Consider the following 16,813-nt stretch of genomic DNA (forward strand, 5'->3'; position numbering starts at 1 on the left):
CGTCGAACGGACCCCCGACCCTCCCCAGAGGTCCGCCGACTGGGACCGGATCGGGCCGGGAATTACCCGGTTTTGCGACGTTTCGCCCGGCCCGCCGTAATCCAGATCACCGTCGACGTCGCGCCGGCGACCTCGATCGGCCGGCGAGCCCAGGTGTCGCTGCTCAGTCGGTGGCGGTGGTGGGCCGGTTGGGCGCCCGGTCGGTGAGCCGGCGACGCAGCGAGATGGTGGCCAGCGCCAGGGCCAGCACCACCAGCAGCGCGGAGACCGCGATCAGGATGACCGCAGTGCGCCGTACCGAGGTCATCGGGCCGTCGTCGGCGGTCCCGCCGCCGCCGAGTACGCCCTGAGAGCCGGTCGGCGCGGGGGGTGAGACCACCGGGGTGGCCAGCGCGGCCGCCGCGGTGATCCGGAAGCTCATCTGCACCTGTCGGGTCGGGCCACTGCGCGGGTCGAGCTGGCCGATCACCGCACCGGACAGCGGCGCTTCCCGCTGGGCCTGCGGCGTCGCCTCCACCGGCAGCAGCAACTCGACGGTCCTGCCCGCCGGTACCGAGCCGACGTCGCAGCGGGTGCGGGTCGGGTCGACCGTCACGCAGCCAGCCGGCGGGGTCGGCACGCTCACCCCTGCCGGCAGGACCACCTCGACCCGGCCTGCGGCGTCCGCCCTGCCGGTGTTGCCCAGCCGGACCGCGAGGGTGCTCGGGGCGCCGCTGATGTCGAAGGCTACCTCGTCGGCGGCCAGCGAGATCCCGGAGACCGGCGGGCCGGGCGGGAAGAGCACCGCGAAGCCCTGGTCGTCGGTCGCCTCGCCGGCCACTCCCGGCGCGTCCGCGGCGACCTGCACGGACCCGCTGAGCGGCATCTGGCGCCAGGCGTTGCCGGCCACCCGCAGCCGGAGCAGGCTGCTGAACCGGGCGCCCGCCATGGCCGTCCAGGCCCCGCACCGGTACGCGCCGCCGCCGGTGGTGGCGCATCCCCTCGTCCCGGCATCGGTCAGGCCGGCGGGCAGGGTGTACGAGAGCCGGATCCGCTGGGCGGCGGTGCCTGTATTGGTCACCGTGACCCGGAGGGTGGTGACCGTGCTGGCCGCGTTCCAGTACGTGCCGGTGACGGTGACGTCCTCGGTGGTGACCTGCACGCCGAGCGGGTTCGGCTGAGGGGCGTCCGGGCCGGGCGCCGACGGGCGGACCGGCGGCACGGTGGGCGCCGGCGGCCGGGGCGTGGGAGGCCGGGTGGTGCTGCCCGGCGCGGGTGCGGTGGTGGTCGGTGGCGGTGGCACGTCCGGCGCGGTGGTCTCCGGGGCCGGTGGCGTCGTCTCCGGCGGCGGCGCGGTGGTCTCCGGGGCCGGGTCGGTCGGCACGGGATCGCCGCCCGGTCCCTCGGTCGGGGTGGGCTCGTCCGTCGGGCTTGTCCCGGGGCCCGGCTCGGGTTCCGTCGCCGGGTCGGTCACCACCGCGATCGGGTTGGCCTCCGGCACCGCCGCGCCGGCCCAGGTCGGCCCCACGGCGAGTGCCGCGAGCAGGCCGAGCGCGAGCGATGTCGGCAGCAGGGGCGTGGAATGCCGACCCGCCGCCCGGCCACCGGGCGGTACGTTCAGGCGGGCCATCTGTCCTCCGGTGACATGGGTGAGGGTTCCAGTATTCGGTCACAGTTGCCCCAGTGCACTAGTCCCATCTGGAAACAAATCCGTAACGTGTTTGGGACGGCCGTTCGGGGCGGGCGGTAGGCTCCCGTCGTGACCGGTTACCTGGGCTCGTACGCGACGCTCGGGCTCTTGCTGCTCGCCAGCGTCCTGTTCTTCGTCACTGCGTTCTCTGCCAACCGGGTGTTACGTCCCGCCCGTCCGGCCAATCCGGTCGGCAAGCGGACCAGCTACGAGTGCGGGCTCGACCCGGTCGGCGCGGACTGGGCGCAGATGCAGATCCGCTACTACGTCTACGCCTACCTGTACGTCCTGTTCGCGGTCGAGGCGGTGTTCCTCTTCCCCTGGGCGGTGGTCTTCGACCGGCCAGGCTTCGGCCTGGTCACGGTGGTGGAGATGGCGGTGTTCGTGGCGGTGCTCGCGCTCGGCATCCTCTATGCCTGGCGCAGGAACATCCTGCGCTGGACCTGACCGCCGCGACCTCCGGCGATCGTGTCGGTCCGGCCGGCCGTTCGCGGCCCGTTGTCGCGACGACCGGTCAGGCCAGGCCCCGGCGGGTCACCGCGGGCGGTCGGTCACCGCGGATCGAGGCCACCATGTCCAGCACCCGGCGGGTGGGCCCGACCTGGTGTGCGCGGAACACCTGGGCACCCAGCCAGGCGGAGATGGCGGTCGCGGCGAGCGTCCCCTCCAGCCGCTCGGCCACCGGCAGGTCCAGCGTCTCGCCGATGAAGTCCTTGTTGGACAGCGCCACCAGCAGCGGCCAGCCGGTCCCGGACAGCTCGTCCAGCCGGCGGGTGATCTCCAGGGAGTGCCGCGTGTTCTTGCCGAAGTCATGTGCCGGGTCGACGAGGATCCCGTCGGGGCGTACCCCCGCCGCCACCGCACGCTCGGCGAGCCCGGTGACCGTCGCGACCACGTCGGCGACCACATCGTCGAAGGCGGCCCGGTGCGGTCGGGTCCGCGGAACCAGCCCGCCCGCGTGTGAGCAGACCAGGCCGGCGCCGGTCTGCGCGGCTACCCGGGCCAGCGCCGGGTCGGCACCCGACCAGGTGTCGTTGAGCAGGTCGGCACCGGCTGCCACGGCCTCCACCGCCACCTCGGCACGCCAGGTGTCGATGGAGATCACCACGTCCGGGAAGGCGGCCCGCACGGCGGCGATGGTGTCGACCGTGCGGCGGATCTCCTCGGTGGCGTCCACCTCGGCGCCCGGCCCGGCCTTCACCCCGCCGATGTCGATGATCTCCGCACCCTCCTCGACCGCCCGCTCGACCGCCCGCAGCGCGCTGTCGGCGGCGAAGGTGGCGCCCCGGTCGAAGAACGAGTCCGGCGTGCGGTTGACGATCGCCATCACCACCAGCTCACCGGGGGCGAACGTCCGCCCACCCAGCCGAAGCGCCCCGGCCATGCCCGCCTCCTGAGAATCCGCACCGTCGCCGCTAGCGCCGGCCGGTCCGACGCTAGCCGGTCAGCCGACCGCCATGCCGGTCGGGCGTCGACGCCGATCGTGATCGGGGTGGTGGGGTCGCTCCCGGCCGGTCGCCGTGCCACGATCAGTGCATGGGTCAGCTTCTGCTCCTCCTGGTCGTGGCGTTGACCGTCGCAGCGGTGGTTTTCGGCGTGACGGTGCTGGTCAGCGGCCGTGATCCCGGCCTGGCGCCGGCCGAGCCGGATTCGCAGGCCGTGCCCCTGCCGGGCACCCGGCCATTGCGCGAATCCGATGTGGGCTCGGTCCGTTTCGATACCGCGCTGCGCGGGTACCGGATGGCCCAGGTCGATCAGGCGATGCGTCGCGCCGCCTACGACATCGGCTACAAGGCCGAGCTGATCGGCGTGCTGGAGGCGGAGGTCATCGCGTTGCGCGAGGGACGCACCACCGACGCGGACGCGCTGCGCCAGGCCCGTGAGCAGTCCGCTGGCGCGGCGACCGACGAGGGCGCGGTGGCCGGGCCGGGCGCGGCCGGCACTGGTTCGCTGCCCGACGCCACCTCTTCCCCCGCGGACTCCGACGGCGTGGCGCCGGCCAACGGCGAGCCGACCACGGCCGCGGTCGGGTCGGTCGGCACTGGTTCGTTGCCCGATGCCACCTCCTCTCCGGCAGATTCCGACGGCGTGGCGCCGATCGTCGGCGAGCCGGCCGACGGCAACGGACAGCACGGCGCGGTGGTGCGGTCGGAGAGCGCGTGACCGGCCCGGAGGGCGCCGACGATCTTCGCGAGGCGGCCCAACCGGGCGCTGGCGAGGTGACCGCCACGGTGATCGTCAAAGCCCCGGCGGAGCGGGTCTTCGCCGCGCTGCTCGCCTGGGACCGTCAGTCCGACTGGATCCCGTTCACGCGGGTGCGGGTGGTCGAGGGCGACGGCCGCGAGGGCAGCCGGATCGAGGCGGTGACCACGGTCGGCCCGGCGGTGCTGCGCGACGAGATGCGGGTGGTCCGGGTCGACGAGCCGTACGAGATCGGCGTGGTGCACTGTGGCCAACTGCTGCGCGGCCCGGGCGTGCTGCGCTGCACCCAGATGGACCGGGACCGCACCCAGGTGGTCTGGCACGAGTGGTTCCACCTTCCGGGTGGCCGGGCCGGTCAGCTGGCGTGGCCGGTGCTCTGGCCCGGTTCCAAGGTCGGCCTCACCCAGACGCTGAAGAGGTTCGCCCGTCTGGTCGAGCAGGGCCGACTGCCCTGACCCACGCCCGGCGGCCGGCGGCAATGGCGTGTCAGTCGGATGGCCTAGCGTGTACGAGGTGACTGACCTGGTGATCGGCGCCGACGGGCTGCCCCGCTGCGCCTGGGGGGCGAGCACCCCCGACTACGCCGTCTACCACGACACCGAGTGGGGGCGGCCGCTGCGCGGCGACGACGCCCTCTACGAGCGGATGACTCTGGAGGCGTTCCAGTCCGGTCTGTCCTGGCTGACCATCCTGCGCAAGCGCCCGGCGTTCCGGCTGGCCTTCGACGAGTTCCGGATCCCGACCGTCGCCGGCTACGACGACGCCGACGTGACCCGGCTGCTCGCCGACGCCGGCATCGTCCGTAACCGGGCCAAGATCGAGGCGGCGATCGCCAACGCCCGCGCCGCGCTGGAGCTGCCCGACGGGCTCTCCGCGCTGCTCTGGTCCTTCGCCCCGCCGGCCCGGCCCGCCCGTCCCGCCTCGTTCGCCGAGCTCGCGGCGATCACCCCCGAGTCGACCGCGATGGCCAAGGCGCTCAAGAAGCGCGGCTTCCGGTTCGTCGGCCCGACCACCGCGTACGCGCTCATGCAGGCGACCGGGATGGTCGACGATCACGTCGTCGGCTGCCATGTCACGCTCCCACTCGCGGCGTGATGGGATGGCAGGCATGACGACCGAGACCGCGCACCGGGCCGGCGAGGCCGGCCACACCGACGGGACGGGCACGTGGGCCGTGCTGCTGCCCGCCGAACGGTACGAGGCCGAACGGCTCGTGCACCACGACGCGCTGGAGCTGACCGGGTTGACCGACGTCGGCCGGCCGAGCCTCGGTGACCGGGTGGCGGTGCTGGCCGACGCGCCGCTCCGGCTGGTGGCGCTCGGCCGGGTCACCGCCCCGGGCCAGCGGCACCGGGAAGACCCGGACGACCCCCAGTCCCCGGTCGAGCCCGGGACGCTCGTCGTGGCGTACACCCGGCGGGCCTTCGACGAGCCGGTGCCGGCCGACCGGCTGACGCTCGACGGGCCGGTCACCGCGTTGGCCCCGGCGGCCTTCCGGGCGCTGGCCGACCGGCTCGGCCCGCCCCCGGTGCGGCGCACCTGGCTGGTCAGCCTCGACCTGCCGATCGAGGCCGGCACGCCGGCCGAGGCGGTCCGGCTGTTCTGGTCGTACGTGCAGGAGCTGGGCCCGCGTGAGCTGCCTGCCTTCGTCTCGCCGTCCGGGGATGAGCTGGCCATGCAGGCGTTCGTGCTGGGCGAGGAGGCCAACCAGGACCCGGAAGAGGACGACTAGAAGGCCAGCCGTCAGCGTCCCTCGAAGACCGGTTTCTGCTTACCGACGAAGGCGATGGTGGCCGCCCGATGGTCGGTCGTGGCGCCGCAGATCGCCTGCGCCTGCGCCTCGGCGGCCAGCGCGTCGGCGAGGGTGCCGGCGTCGGCGATGGAGAGCTGCCGCTTGATCGCCCCGTACGCGACGGTCGGGCCGGCGGCGAGCCGGGCGGCCAGTTCCTGCGCGGCCGGCAGCACCTGCTCGTCGTCGTCCACCAGCCGGTTGAGCAGCCCCAGCTGGCAGGCCTCCTTGGCGCGGACCGGCTCGGCCAGCATCAGCAGCTCCACCGCCTTGGCGTGCCCGACCAGTCGGGGCAGCGTCCAGGAGGCGCCGGTGTCAGCGGCGAGGCCGACCTTGGCGAAGGCCATCAGGAAGCTCGTGGCCGGGCCGCCGATCCGGATGTCGGCGAGGAAGGCCAGCGAAGCGCCCGCCCCGGCGGCCATCCCACGGACGGCGGCCACCACCGGCTTGGGCAGGTTGGCCAGCCGGGCGGCGATCGGGTTGTAGTGCGCCCGCACGGTGTCCAGCGGGTTACCCGCCCCGCCCTCCAGGGTCGCCACGTGCTCGCGCAGGTCCTGGCCGGCGCTGAACGACCCGCCCGCGCCGGCCAGCACGACCGCCCGGCAGGACCGGTCGGTCTCCAGCTCGGCCAGGGCGTCCCGCAGGGCCTCCTTGAGCGCCACGTCGAGCGCGTTCATGGCGTGCGGCCGGTTCAGCGTGAGGGTGACGACGGCATCGGTCCGGTCGACCAGCAACGGCTCGGTCACGTGTCTAACGACCCTTCTGTCGGACGATGCGGTTACCGGCGTCGAGGCACTGCTCGACGTACCGGTCTGCGGCCGGACGCAGGCGTGCCGCGTGCCGGTCGAAGAAGCTGGCCGCGGCGGTGCCGGGCCAGCGCTCGGGCAGCAGCGCCGGGGGCAGCTGCGGGTCCCGGAACAGGAACGTACGCCACGCGTGCACGAGCCGGAACCGGGCCGCGTACGCCTCCTCGTCGGTGCTGCGCACGGTGACCGCGCCGAGCAGCGGGCGCTGGTCGCCGACGAACCGCTCGTAGGCGCGGCCGATCTCGGTCAGGTTCCAGGCCCGGCGGACCACGCCCATCGCGCCCGGGGTGCCGGAGAAGTGGGAGGCGGTGAACCGCTCGAACCGGACACCGGCCTCAGCGAGCAGCAGGTCGACGTCCTCGGCGGGCCGGGTGGCCACCCAGGTCTGCTCGTCCAGCGTGCCGTAGCCGAGGAAGCTGAGGTTGGCGGCGAGTCGCTGGCGGTCCCGCCGGGAGCCCGGCGCCTCCAGCACGAGCAGATCGAACCGGCCGTCCCAGCTGACCCGGCCGGTCCGGTAGATCCGGGCTGCCGCTTCGTCCAGTCGTCGGGCAGCTTTCGGTGTGATCGAATATCCCGGTCCGGACGCCAACCGGAGCGGGTCGAGCCAGCCCTGACGCACCATCCGGGACACGGCGGTGCGAACGGCCGGCGGCGCGATTCCCAACGGCGCCAGCAGCTTGACCAGGGCGGCGACCGGTGCCCGGCCACCCCTCGGTCGGAGGTGGTCGCCGTACAGGTCGAAGAGTGCCGACCGTGCCTGCATGACCGCACATTGTGACAGGCCTTCTCAAGATAAGCTAGATGCTGTTACATCAATGCTGCTCCGGTTTGGGTCCGGCGGTGTTCATCAGGGAAAATCGTTGGTCGACACCCCCGCGACTGTTGCGGGTGGTCGTGAGAAGTGGCTGTGGGGCAACCCACCGACCCTGGTGTAGGTCTGAGGGGAGACAACATGGCGGCGATGAAGCCGCGGACGGGCGACGGTCCGCTGGAAGTCACCAAGGAGGGTCGGGGCATCGTTATGCGGGTCCCGCTGGAAGGCGGTGGCCGGCTCGTCGTCGAGATGACTCCCGACGAGGCCAACGCGCTCGGTGACGCGTTGAAGGCAGCTGCCGGCTGAGTGAGGAGTGATCCGGGCGGTGTATGCCGCCCGGGCCGTTCCTCGGTCCCTGAGCCACCGGTATCGCCGGTGGCTCAGGGTCTTCATCGCTGCGGACAGGCGGGTCCGGTCCCGCTCCGCGACACTTTCCTGGAGGTACGGTTCCGCGTGCTCGCCATCCGCCCGATCGCCGAGCCCGACCGGCTCGACGTCCTCGTTCTACCCGTCCGTCCCGCCGAGCAGGCAGCTGATGGCGATGCCCCGGCCGTGCCGGTGCCCACCGCCGTGGCACCCCCGGACGGCACCGCCGAGGAGGCCGCCGCGCTGGCGCCGGCCGCCCGACTGACCGGTCGGGCCGGCGAGGTCCACACCCAGCTGCGCGCCGGGCGTTCCCCCGGCCGGCTGTTGCTCATCGGCATCGGCGACGGCGGTGAGGCCGCCTGGCGGGCCGCTGGTGCGGCTCTGGCCCGCTCCGCCGTAGATGAGACGCATATCACTATCGCGCTGCCGGTCGACGTGACTCCGGCCGCGGTCCGCGGGTTGACCGAGGGGCTGCTGCTCGCCTCGTACCGGTTCCGCCTGACCGAGGCCGGCGATCCACCCGCACTCAGCGGCGTCGATGTGCTGCTTGCCGACCCGGCCGCACACGAGGCCACCGTCGCCACGGCCCGGACCACCGCCGCGATGACCCGCCTCGCCCGTGATCTGACCAACGCACCCTCCTCGGTGAAGAACCCGGAGTGGTTCGCCGACCAGGTGGCCTCCGCCGCGGCCGACCTGCCCGACCTGCGCCTGCGGGTCCGTGGTCCGGCCGAGCTGGCCGCCGAAGGCTTCGGCGGGATCCTCGCCGTGGGCGGCGGCTCCGCCAGCGGCCCGCGTCTGGTCGAACTGGACTGGCACCCGGCCGACGCGCGTACCCATGTGGTGCTGATCGGCAAGGGCATCACCTTCGACACCGGCGGCATCTCGATCAAGCCGGTGCCGGCGATGAAGCTGATGCGCAAGGACATGGCCGGCGCGGCGGCGGTCGTCGCCGCCACCCTCGGCGCTGCGGCGCTGCGGCTGCCGGTCCGGGTCACCACGCTGGCCCCGCTGGCCGAGAACATGGTCAGCGGTTCGGCGTTCCGCCCCGGCGACGTCATCCGGCACTACGGCGGGACGACCAGCGAGACGACCAACTCCGACGCCGAGGGCCGGCTGGTCCTCGCCGACGCGCTGGCGTACGCGGTGGACCAGCTCGCGCCGGACCTGCTGCTCGACCTGGCCACCCTCACCGGGGCCAACGCGGTGGCGTTGGGCAAGCGCACCGCCGCCCTGTACAGCGAGAACGACCAGCTGGCAGCCGACGTGCTGGCCGCGGTCGAGGCGGCTGGCGAGGCGGCCTGGCGGATGCCGCTGCACACCGACTACGTCGAGTACCTGGGCAGCGAGGTCGCCGACCTGTACAGCGCACCGGCCCAGGGCGCCGGGTCGGTGGTGGCCGCGCTCTACCTGCGCGAGTTCACCGGCGAGCTGCGGGACCGCTGGCTGCACCTGGACATGTCGGCCCCGTCCTGGGCGGATGGCGACCACGCCGAGCTCAGCCGCGGTGCGACCGGCTGGGGCGTCCGCTCGCTGCTGCGCTGGCTGGCCAACGTCAACTGACCGGGGTCAGCACTTCACCGCCGCGAGCACCCCGTGACCGACCGGAAGGAGCGCGGGTATCCAGTGCTCCGACTCCCGGACCGCCTTGATCGTCTCGCGGACCGTCACCGTCTCGGCGTCCCGGGCGGCCGGGTCACCGATCCGGCCGCCGGCCAGCATGCCGTTGAGTGCCAGCACGCCTCCGGGGCGCAGCAGCCGCAGCGCGGCTTCCACGCAGGCGTGGAAGCCGGTCGCCTCGGCGTCCACGAAGACCAGGTCGTACGCCCCGTCGGCGAGCCGCGGCAGCACGTCCAGTGCGCGACCGGTGATGATCCGGGTGCGACCGGCGGCGAAGCCCGCCTCGGTGAAGATCCGGCGGGCGATCCGCTGATGCTCCACCTCCACGTCGATGGTGGTGAGCACGCCGTCGGCGCGCATGCCGCGCAGCAGCCAGACCCCGCTCACCCCCGTGCCGGTGCCGATCTCCACCACCGCCCGGGCGTTGCCGGCCGCGGCCAGCAGCCGCAGCGCCGCTCCCGCGCCGGGGGTGACCGCGTCGAGGCCCACCTCGTGGGCCAGGCTGCGCGCGGTACGCAGGACAAGATCCTCGGTCACGTACGACTCGGCGAACTGCTGAGCCTGGGTCGTCGAACTGCCGGAACCGGCGACCGTGGCGATGAGGCACCTCCGGGACGGTGCGTGGTGCGGGGGCGGGTTGGCACTGTGAGCGTAGAGGCGACCGCCGCGGGGCGTAGCCGCGCCTCCGTCCCTCGCGATCACCGGGGGCAACCGCTGACTCCACCGCGCGCATCCGTGCAATCCTGGAGGCGGTATCCCGTCAGCTGCGACCGCGCCGGTCCGTGGCCGGGCGACGCGGCGCGGGATCCGGGGACGGACTGGGAGGCACCTACGTGACCGACGGCTGGGACTGGCGCCGGGGCGGTGAGACTCCGGCTCCGGCAACCCCGCCCGGGGCAGGGACCCCGCCGGCGGGGCCGCCGACCGCGCCGGGGGCCGGTAGCACGCCCGTGGTGTCGCCTGGTGGCCCACCGGCGGCCGGGAGCCCGCCGGTGGGATCAACGCCCGTGGCGGGCGCACCGATCGCTGGGCCGCCCACGACCTGGCCGGCACCGACGACTCCGTCGAGCGCACCCGGCACCTCGCCCTGGTGGTCGGACGCGCTGGCCGATCCGTGGCGGGACCCGGCGGCTCCGGCCGCGGTGGTGGTGCCCGCGGTGGTGATGGCCGGCACCGAGCCGGAGCCGGTCACCGACCCGGACGCACCGGGCCGTCCGACACTGCGCCACCTGCTGCTCATCCCGGTGATCACCGCGCTGCTGGCCGGCACCCTCGGCGGCGCGCTGGGCTACGCGTTCGCCGTACGCGGCGCGGCCGGCGGGACGGTTCTCGGCGGCGAACCGGCGCAGGCGCCCGCGCTGGCCCAGCGCAAGCCGGAGTCGCTGGCCGGGGTGGCCGAACGGGTCCTGCCCAGCGTGGTCACCGTGCGGGTGAGCAGCCTCGTCGGGACGAGTGAGGGCTCCGGCTTCATCGCCAGCGCGGAAGGTCATGTGATCACCAACGACCACGTGGTGGCCGGCAGCAACGGCAAGGCCTCCGTGATCTTCAACGACGGCAGCTCCGCGCCGGCGACCGTCGTTGGTCAGGACCCGGAGTCGGACATCGCGGTGATCAAGGTGAGCCGGACCGGGCTGCGGCCCGTGGAGTTCGGCGATTCCGACGCGTTGGCCGTCGGCGACCCGGTGCTCGCCATGGGCTCACCGCTCTCGCTGGCCAACACCGTCACCGCCGGCATCGTGAGCGCCCTGGACCGGACGATGCAGGCCGGGGAGCCGGGCGGTCCGGTGCGTTACTACGCGGCGATCCAGACCGACGCGGCGGTCAACCACGGCAACTCGGGTGGCCCACTGGTCGACGGCGCCGGGCGGGTGGTCGGGGTGAACTCCACCATCAAGTCGCTGGTCGCCGAGGGGCAGGAGGCCGGCAACATCGGGCTCGCCTTCGCCATCCCGATCAACCAGGCCAAGCGGGTGACCCAGGACATCATCGGCACCGGCAAGGCCCGGCGTACGGTGATCGGCGCCCAGGTCGGCGGCCCGGGCGCGGGTGCCGGCGGCGGCGTACGGCTGGCCGCCGTGGAGCCCTCCGGGCCGGCGGCCGGCGCCGGGCTGAAGGTCGGCGATGTGATCACGAAGCTCAACGGCCGGCCGATGACCGAGCCGACGGACCTGATCGCCCTGGTCCGCAAGTTCGCGCCCGGCTCGGTGGTCACCGTCGAGTTCCGGCGCGGCGCTGACCGGCAGAACGCGTCGGTCACCCTCGCCGCGGACGCGAAGTGAACAGCGGGTCACCCCCTGCCCGAAAGCGGTCTGGCGTGCGTAGTCTTGCTGCTGACGCCGAGAGGAGGCCCGCGGAATGCTCGACAACCTGAACTGGTGGGAGATCGGTGCGCTGCTGCTCCTGGCGCTGTTGATCTTCGGTGACCGGCTGCCCGGAGTCATCACCGATGGCCTGCGGCTCGTGCGTAACCTGCGCAACATGGCCCGCAACGCCACCGGCGACCTGAGTCGCGAGTTGGGCACCGACATCCAGCTCGAGGATCTGCACCCGAAGGCTTTCATCCGCAAGCACCTCCTCAGCGAGGAGGACGAGGCGGCGATCCGTAAGCCGTTGCAGGGCGTCTACGACAACCTGCGTGCGGACGTCGGCGGCGTGCACGACGAGCTGAAGGACGTGGCCAACGCGGCGGACCCGCGGTCGAAGGGGACCCGGTCCAGCACGGCCACCGGCACCCCGTCGACGCCGGCCCCCCGGGCCAGCTACGACGACGCCACCTGACCGACCCGGCAAACGGGCCGTCACCTGACCGATCGAGCAAATAGACCCGTCACCTGACCGGCCCGGTAAAACGGCCCGTCACCCTGACCGGGGCCGGCGCCTGACCGGACCCGCCGGCCGAGCGGCCGGCGGGCGAACGGTGGATCGGGTGCTCAGCGCCCGGCGGGCTTGAGGCCGAGCGGCTTGCCGAGCAGCGACTCACGGCGCAGCGCGAGCCGGTCGGCGATCGTGCCGAGTGCCTGTGCGGCCGGCGACTCCGGCTCGGCCAGCACGATCGGGTTGCCGGCGTCGCCGGCCTCCCGGACGCGGGTGTCCAGCGGGATCTGTCCGAGCAGCGGCACCTGCGCGCCGATGGTCCGGCTCAGCGACTCGGCGACCGCCGCGCCACCGCCGGCACCGAAGATCTCCATCCGGGAGCCGTCCGGCAGCTCCAGCCAGGACATGTTCTCGATGACGCCGACCACCCGCTGGTGGGTCTGCAGAGCGATCGCACCGGCCCGCTCCGCCACCTCGGCGGCGGCGGCCTGCGGGGTGGTGACCACCAGGATCTCCGAGTTGGGCAGCAACTGGGCCAGCGAGATGGCCACGTCGCCGGTGCCCGGGGGCAGGTCGAGCAGGAGCACGTCCAGGTCGCCCCAGTAGACGTCGGCCAGGAACTGCTGCAACGCCCGGTGCAGCATCGGGCCGCGCCACACCACGGCGGCGTTGCCGGAGGTGAACATGCCGATCGAGATCACCTTCACGCCGTGCGACTGCGGCGGCATGATCATGTCCTCGACACGGGTCGGCCGGCCGTCCGCGCCGAGCATCCGGGGCACCGAGTGGCCGTAGATGTCCGCGTCGACCACGCCCACGGAGAGCCCGCGGGCGGCCAGCGCCGCAGCCAGGTTGACCGTCACGCTGGACTTGCCGACGCCGCCCTTGCCGCTGGCCACCGCGTACACGCGGGTCCGCGAGCCGGGCTGGGCGAACGGGATGACCGGCTCCTCGCTGGCGCCCCCACCGCGTAGCTGCGACTGCAACGACTGCCGCTGCTCCGGGCTCATCACACCGAAGTCGATCTCCACACCGGTCACTCCGGGTACCGCGGCGACGGCGGCGGTGATGTCCGTACGCAGCTTGTCCTTGAGCGGACAGCCGGCGACGGTGAGCAGCAGCTCGACCCGTACGACGCCACTGGCACCGATCGTCGCGGAGCGGACCATGCCCAGCTCGGTGATGGGCCGGCGGATCTCCGGGTCGTTGACGGTGGCCAGGGCGGCCTGGATCGCGTCCTCGACGGTGCTGACAGGTGCTGACATGCCCGCAATGCTACGTCGCGGGGCATCCGCTACGGCCGTTGGCCGGGAACGGTGTGAGCCAATCGATGGCCGGCCTCGGCCCCCCGGTCAGCCGTCCTGCGGGCGTGGCCCGGTGCCGTCCGGCCGCGCCTCGGAGGCGAAGTCGCCGTCCAGGTCGTCGCGGGGTTCGTCCAGCCCCGCGCCGTCGGTCGGCCGCTGGCCACGCTTGTCCTGCCGGGTGTCCTTCTGCTGCTGGCGGCGCTCCAACCGCTGTCGGCGCTGCCCCGCCTCGTCCAACTCCTCGGCCAGCCGGGTCAGCTCGGAGCGGAGGAAGTCGCGGGTGGCCACCTCACCCAGTGCGATCCGCAGCGCGGCGATCTCCCGGGCCAGGTACTCGGTGTCCGCCTTCTGCGCCGTGGCCCGCCGCCGGTCCTCCTCCAGCGCCACCCGGTCCCGGTCCGCCTGCCGGTTCTGCGCCAGCAGGATCAACGGCGCGGCGTAGCTGGCCTGCAACGACAGCACCAGGGTGAGGAACGTGAACGTGTACGGGTCGAAGCGCAGGTCGGCCGGGGCGAGCGTGTTCCAGCCGAACCAGATCGCGATCACCACCGTCATGACGACGATGAAGTTCGCGGTGCCCATGCCGCGGGCGATGCCCTCCGACCACCGGCCGAACGCCTCGGCGTCGAACCGGGGCAGCTTGATGCCCCGGGGCTCGCGTGGCTGGTCGAGCCGTTCCGCCCGCCGCTGGTCAGCCATCTGTGCCGTCCAGCACCGGGTCGGTGGCGCCCGCTGCGGCAATGGCGTCGCGGTCCCGCCAGTCACGGGGCAGCGAGTGGTCCAGTACGTCGTCCACCGTCACGGCGCCGACCAGCCGGTTGTTCCGGTCGATCACCGGCATGGCGACCAGGTCGTAGGTGGCCATCCGGCGGGTGATCTCCGGCAGCGGGGTGGTCGGGCGCAACGGATCGATGTCGTTGACCACCACCTTGCCCAGCAGGTCGGCCGGCGGTTCGCGCAGCAAGGCCTGGAAGTGCACCATGCCCAGGTAGCGGCCGGTGGGGGTGTTCTGCGGGGCCCGGGTCACGAAGACCTGGGCGGCGACGGCGGGGGAGAGCTGCGGCTCCCGGATCCGGGCGAGTGCCTCGGCGACGGTGGCGTCCGGCGGCAGGATGACCGGCTCCGAGGTCATCACGCTGCCCGCCGTGCCGGGGGTGTACTTGAGTAGCTGGCGCACCGGGTCGGCCTCGTCCGGCTCCATCAGGTCCAGCAGCACGTCCTGCTCCGGCGGGGGCAGCTCGTTGAGCAGGTCCGCGGCGTCGTCCGGGTCCATCTCCTCCAGCACGTCGGCGGCCCGTTCCCGGTCCAGCGCGGCGAGGATCTCCACCTGGTCGTGCTCGGGCAGCTCGCTGAGCACGTCGGCGAGCCGCTCGTCGTCCAGGGCCGCCGCGACCTCGTTGCGTCGCGCGTCGGGCAGGTCCTGCAAGGCGTTGGCGAGGTCGGCCGGTCGCATGTCCTCCAGTACGGCGAGCAGGTTCGCCGTACCCCGGTTGTCGGCGATGCCGCTCAACCCGCGTACCCGGTCCCAATCCACCTGATGCAGGTGGCCGCGGCGGCTGAGCCGGCCGGTCTGCTCGCGGACCGCGACCCGGGTGAGCGACCACTCGCCGCCTCGGGCGCATTCCATGGCGACGTCCACCACCGCGCCGGGCTGGCCGCCCGGTTCGAGTTGCACCCGCCGGTCCAGCAGCTCCTGAAGCACCAACAGCTCGTTCGGGCGCTTCTCGAAGCGCCGCAGGTTGAGGGTGCCGGAGCCGAGCACGACGGCGTCCGCGTCGATGGACGTGATCCGGTTGATGGACAGGAAGATCCGCCGACGCATCGGCATCTCGGCGACCAGGCCCACGACCTCCGGGGGACGCGAGGTCGCCCGCAGCCGGGCAACGGCGTCGCGGACCCGGCCCACCTGGTCACCGTTCGGGTCGAAGACGGCGACTCCGGCGAGACGGGCGATGTAGACCCGGGTCGGCGTGCTCACGGGCACCAGCCTAAGCGCCTAGTGTTTATCAACATGTCGACCTTGGCCTACGAGATCGTGGACGTCTTCACCGACCGCCCCTTCGCCGGCAACCCGCTGGCCGTGGTGTTTGGCGCGGAGGCGTTGGCCACCGAGCAGATGCAAGCGCTCGCGCTGGAGTTCAATCTCTCCGAGACCGTGTTCGTGCTGCCCCCGACCCAGTTCGGCGCCACCTACCGGGCACGGATCTTCACGCCGGTCGAGGAGTTGCCGTTCGCCGGGCACCCCAGCGTCGGCGCGGCGGTCACCGCGAGCCGGCGCGGAATGTTCGGTGTGGGGCAGGTCACCCAGGAGTGCGGCGCCGGCGTGCTGCCGATCGAGGTGACCGCGTCCGGGGCGACGCTGACCGGTGGCAGCGCCACGCTCGGTCCCGAGTTGGACCCGGAGCCGCTGCTGGAGATCGCCGGGCTGGTCGCGGACGACCACGCCGGGCCCGCGCCACGGGTCGCCGGCTGCGGGCTGGAGTTCCCGTACCTGCCGGTGCGGCCGGAGTCGGTGGCCCGGGCGCGGGTGAACCCGGCGGCGGCGGAGCGGTACGGGGTGGCGCATGTCAGCGTCTTCTCCTGGGACCCCGCCGCGCAAACCGCGCACGCCCGGGTCTTCGTGCCGGGGCTCGGCGTACCGGAGGACCCGGCGACCGGCTCGGCGGCGCTCGGTCTCGGTGTCTGGCTGGTGGCCAGCGGCCTGCTGCCCGGCGACGGGCTGTCCCGCTACGCGGTGCGCCAGGGTGTGGAGATGAACCGTCCGTCCGCGTTGTCCTGCACGGTCACGGCGGCGAACGGCGTGGCGGTCGGCGCGACCGTCGCCGGCCAGGTGATGCCGGTGGCGCGCGGCGAGATCGCCGTGCCACCCTTCGTGGGCTGACCGGTGCGGAGGTGTCCATGCGGGAGAATGCGGGTGTGACGGACGAGGATGCTCCCGGTGGCACGCCGCTGATCGACGAGGCGATGAAGAAGGCCGCCGTGGCCTGGGTCAGCGTGCCCGGCGGTCCGGCGCTCGCGCTCTGGTGCGCGCCGCTGGAGGGCGCGTTGTTCGTGGTCAGCGGGCCGGGCGAGCAGGCCGCGCCCGGGCTGGCCGACGCGACCGAGGCGCAGGTCACGCTGCGCGGCGACCACGGCGGCCGGATCGTCACCTGGCCGGCCCGGGTGACCCGGGTGCAGCCGGGCACCGAGGCGTGGGACACCACCGCGCCGCTGGTGGCGGGGAAGCGGCTCAACGCGTCCGGCCCTACCGCCGACTTGGTGGCCCGGTGGGCCGCAGACGGCTGCGCGGTGAACCGGCTCGCCCCGGCCGGCGAGCCGCTGGCTGGCGCCGACCTGCCGGCCGACGCGCAGGCCGAGCCGCCCCGGGACAGCCCGGCGGTACGGGCCACCCGCAAGCCGTTCCGCCTGCACCGGGTCCGCCGCCGCTGA

19 protein-coding genes are annotated in these 16,813 nt (G+C 73.5%); 11 read left to right on the forward strand and 8 right to left on the reverse strand.

Features of this window, described 5'->3' with window-relative positions:
- Positions 1 to 163 precede the first annotated feature (163 nt).
- Positions 164 to 1,609 (reverse strand): hypothetical protein, encoded by a 1,446-nt coding sequence (locus ABZV00_RS05820; RefSeq protein ID WP_355602223.1) that lies wholly within the window; start codon positions 1,607 to 1,609, stop codon positions 164 to 166.
- A 129-nt stretch (positions 1,610 to 1,738) separates the two neighbouring features.
- Between ABZV00_RS05820 and ndhC the strand changes: the two genes are divergently transcribed.
- On the forward strand, positions 1,739 to 2,116 hold the full coding sequence (ndhC, locus tag ABZV00_RS05825; RefSeq protein WP_328423163.1) for an NADH-quinone oxidoreductase subunit A: 378 nt from the start codon (positions 1,739 to 1,741) through the stop codon (positions 2,114 to 2,116).
- 67 nt (positions 2,117 to 2,183) lie between these two features.
- Here ndhC and folP read toward each other — a convergent pair whose 3' ends face one another.
- A complete protein-coding gene (gene folP, locus ABZV00_RS05830) occupies positions 2,184 to 3,053 on the reverse strand; it encodes a dihydropteroate synthase (RefSeq protein WP_355602225.1) in 870 nt (289 codons plus the stop codon).
- A gap of 152 nt (positions 3,054 to 3,205) precedes the next feature.
- Between folP and ABZV00_RS05835 the strand changes: the two genes are divergently transcribed.
- From ABZV00_RS05835 to ABZV00_RS05850, 4 genes are read left to right on the forward strand one after another with little or no spacing between them, the layout of a single operon-like run.
- On the forward strand, positions 3,206 to 3,832 hold the full coding sequence (locus ABZV00_RS05835) for a DivIVA domain-containing protein (RefSeq protein WP_355602227.1): 627 nt from the start codon (positions 3,206 to 3,208) through the stop codon (positions 3,830 to 3,832).
- On the forward strand, positions 3,829 to 4,326 hold the full coding sequence (locus ABZV00_RS05840; protein WP_328423169.1) for an SRPBCC family protein: 498 nt from the start codon (positions 3,829 to 3,831) through the stop codon (positions 4,324 to 4,326). Before ABZV00_RS05835 ends, ABZV00_RS05840 begins: the two co-directional genes overlap by 4 nt.
- Before the next feature lie 58 nt (positions 4,327 to 4,384).
- A complete protein-coding gene (locus tag ABZV00_RS05845; protein ID WP_355602229.1) occupies positions 4,385 to 4,966 on the forward strand; it encodes a DNA-3-methyladenine glycosylase I in 582 nt (193 codons plus the stop codon).
- Positions 4,967 to 4,979: 13 nt separating this feature from the next.
- Complete coding sequence (locus ABZV00_RS05850) at positions 4,980 to 5,603, forward strand: hypothetical protein (RefSeq protein WP_355602231.1); 624 nt, start codon at positions 4,980 to 4,982, stop codon at positions 5,601 to 5,603.
- Positions 5,604 to 5,614: 11 nt separating this feature from the next.
- Here ABZV00_RS05850 and ABZV00_RS05855 read toward each other — a convergent pair whose 3' ends face one another.
- Positions 5,615 to 6,406, reverse strand: coding sequence for an enoyl-CoA hydratase-related protein (locus tag ABZV00_RS05855; RefSeq protein WP_328423175.1), 792 nt, complete (start codon positions 6,404 to 6,406; stop codon positions 5,615 to 5,617).
- A gap of 4 nt (positions 6,407 to 6,410) precedes the next feature.
- A complete protein-coding gene (locus ABZV00_RS05860; RefSeq protein ID WP_328423177.1) occupies positions 6,411 to 7,229 on the reverse strand; it encodes a PaaX family transcriptional regulator C-terminal domain-containing protein in 819 nt (272 codons plus the stop codon).
- A gap of 189 nt (positions 7,230 to 7,418) precedes the next feature.
- On the opposite strand from ABZV00_RS05860, the gene ABZV00_RS05865 reads away from it, so the two are divergent.
- Together ABZV00_RS05865 and ABZV00_RS05870 are read left to right on the forward strand one after the other, a co-directional pair.
- On the forward strand, positions 7,419 to 7,586 hold the full coding sequence (locus tag ABZV00_RS05865) for a DUF3117 domain-containing protein (RefSeq protein WP_007455245.1): 168 nt from the start codon (positions 7,419 to 7,421) through the stop codon (positions 7,584 to 7,586).
- Positions 7,587 to 7,733: 147 nt separating this feature from the next.
- The gene (locus ABZV00_RS05870) at positions 7,734 to 9,209 is read left to right on the forward strand and encodes a leucyl aminopeptidase family protein (protein ID WP_355602234.1); all 1,476 of its coding nucleotides are present in this window, start codon (positions 7,734 to 7,736) and stop codon (positions 9,207 to 9,209) included.
- 6 nt (positions 9,210 to 9,215) lie between these two features.
- On the opposite strand, the gene ABZV00_RS05875 is transcribed toward ABZV00_RS05870, so the two are convergent.
- Positions 9,216 to 9,803: an O-methyltransferase gene (locus ABZV00_RS05875; protein WP_328423181.1), complete on the reverse strand. Its 588-nt coding sequence runs from the start codon at positions 9,801 to 9,803 to the stop codon at positions 9,216 to 9,218.
- A gap of 485 nt (positions 9,804 to 10,288) precedes the next feature.
- Between ABZV00_RS05875 and ABZV00_RS05880 the strand changes: the two genes are divergently transcribed.
- On the forward strand, positions 10,289 to 11,545 hold the full coding sequence (locus ABZV00_RS05880) for a trypsin-like peptidase domain-containing protein (protein WP_328426265.1): 1,257 nt from the start codon (positions 10,289 to 10,291) through the stop codon (positions 11,543 to 11,545).
- Between the two features lie 76 nt (positions 11,546 to 11,621).
- Positions 11,622 to 12,044 carry a preprotein translocase subunit TatB gene (locus tag ABZV00_RS05885; RefSeq protein WP_355602237.1) on the forward strand — a complete coding sequence of 141 codons (423 nt, stop codon included), beginning with the start codon at positions 11,622 to 11,624 and terminating at the stop codon, positions 12,042 to 12,044.
- Positions 12,045 to 12,196: 152 nt separating this feature from the next.
- Here the strand turns inward: ABZV00_RS05885 and ABZV00_RS05890 are convergent, their stop codons facing one another.
- The 3 genes from ABZV00_RS05890 to ABZV00_RS05900 form a co-directional block, all read right to left on the reverse strand.
- Entirely contained in the window at positions 12,197 to 13,345 is a 1,149-nt protein-coding gene (locus ABZV00_RS05890) for an Mrp/NBP35 family ATP-binding protein (protein WP_109819779.1), read from the reverse strand.
- 87 nt (positions 13,346 to 13,432) lie between these two features.
- Positions 13,433 to 14,083 carry a DUF1003 domain-containing protein gene (locus ABZV00_RS05895; RefSeq protein ID WP_355602239.1) on the reverse strand — a complete coding sequence of 217 codons (651 nt, stop codon included), beginning with the start codon at positions 14,081 to 14,083 and terminating at the stop codon, positions 13,433 to 13,435.
- Positions 14,076 to 15,362 (reverse strand): CBS domain-containing protein, encoded by a 1,287-nt coding sequence (locus tag ABZV00_RS05900; protein WP_355602241.1) that lies wholly within the window; start codon positions 15,360 to 15,362, stop codon positions 14,076 to 14,078. The genes ABZV00_RS05895 and ABZV00_RS05900 overlap by 8 nt, the downstream gene beginning before the upstream one ends.
- 33 nt (positions 15,363 to 15,395) lie before the next feature.
- On the opposite strand from ABZV00_RS05900, the gene ABZV00_RS05905 reads away from it, so the two are divergent.
- On the forward strand, positions 15,396 to 16,265 hold the full coding sequence (locus ABZV00_RS05905; RefSeq protein ID WP_355602245.1) for a PhzF family phenazine biosynthesis protein: 870 nt from the start codon (positions 15,396 to 15,398) through the stop codon (positions 16,263 to 16,265).
- Between the two features lie 17 nt (positions 16,266 to 16,282).
- Positions 16,283 to 16,813, forward strand: a complete 531-nt coding sequence (locus ABZV00_RS05910; RefSeq protein ID WP_355602247.1) for a hypothetical protein — start codon at positions 16,283 to 16,285, stop codon at positions 16,811 to 16,813.

It is taken from the genome of Micromonospora sp. NPDC005173, assembly GCF_040608515.1.
Taxonomy (GTDB): domain Bacteria; phylum Actinomycetota; class Actinomycetes; order Mycobacteriales; family Micromonosporaceae; genus Micromonospora.

What these genes read in the sequence shown, in the direction of transcription:
- ABZV00_RS05820 (WP_355602223.1), bottom strand. Translation starts at nt 1,609, where the DNA reads ATGGCCCGCCTGAACGTACCGCCCGGTGGCCGGGCGGCGGGTCGGCAT.
- folP (WP_355602225.1), bottom strand. Translation starts at nt 3,053, where the DNA reads ATGGCCGGGGCGCTTCGGCTGGGTGGGCGGACGTTCGCCCCCGGTGAG.
- ABZV00_RS05835 (WP_355602227.1), top strand. Translation starts at nt 3,206, where the DNA reads ATGGGTCAGCTTCTGCTCCTCCTGGTCGTGGCGTTGACCGTCGCAGCG.
- ABZV00_RS05850 (WP_355602231.1), top strand. Translation starts at nt 4,980, where the DNA reads ATGACGACCGAGACCGCGCACCGGGCCGGCGAGGCCGGCCACACCGAC.
- ABZV00_RS05860 (WP_328423177.1), bottom strand. Translation starts at nt 7,229, where the DNA reads ATGCAGGCACGGTCGGCACTCTTCGACCTGTACGGCGACCACCTCCGA.
- ABZV00_RS05865 (WP_007455245.1), top strand. Translation starts at nt 7,419, where the DNA reads ATGGCGGCGATGAAGCCGCGGACGGGCGACGGTCCGCTGGAAGTCACC.
- ABZV00_RS05885 (WP_355602237.1), top strand. Translation starts at nt 11,622, where the DNA reads ATGCTCGACAACCTGAACTGGTGGGAGATCGGTGCGCTGCTGCTCCTG.
- ABZV00_RS05890 (WP_109819779.1), bottom strand. Translation starts at nt 13,345, where the DNA reads ATGTCAGCACCTGTCAGCACCGTCGAGGACGCGATCCAGGCCGCCCTG.
- ABZV00_RS05895 (WP_355602239.1), bottom strand. Translation starts at nt 14,083, where the DNA reads ATGGCTGACCAGCGGCGGGCGGAACGGCTCGACCAGCCACGCGAGCCC.
- ABZV00_RS05905 (WP_355602245.1), top strand. Translation starts at nt 15,396, where the DNA reads ATGTCGACCTTGGCCTACGAGATCGTGGACGTCTTCACCGACCGCCCC.
- ABZV00_RS05910 (WP_355602247.1), top strand. Translation starts at nt 16,283, where the DNA reads ATGCGGGAGAATGCGGGTGTGACGGACGAGGATGCTCCCGGTGGCACG.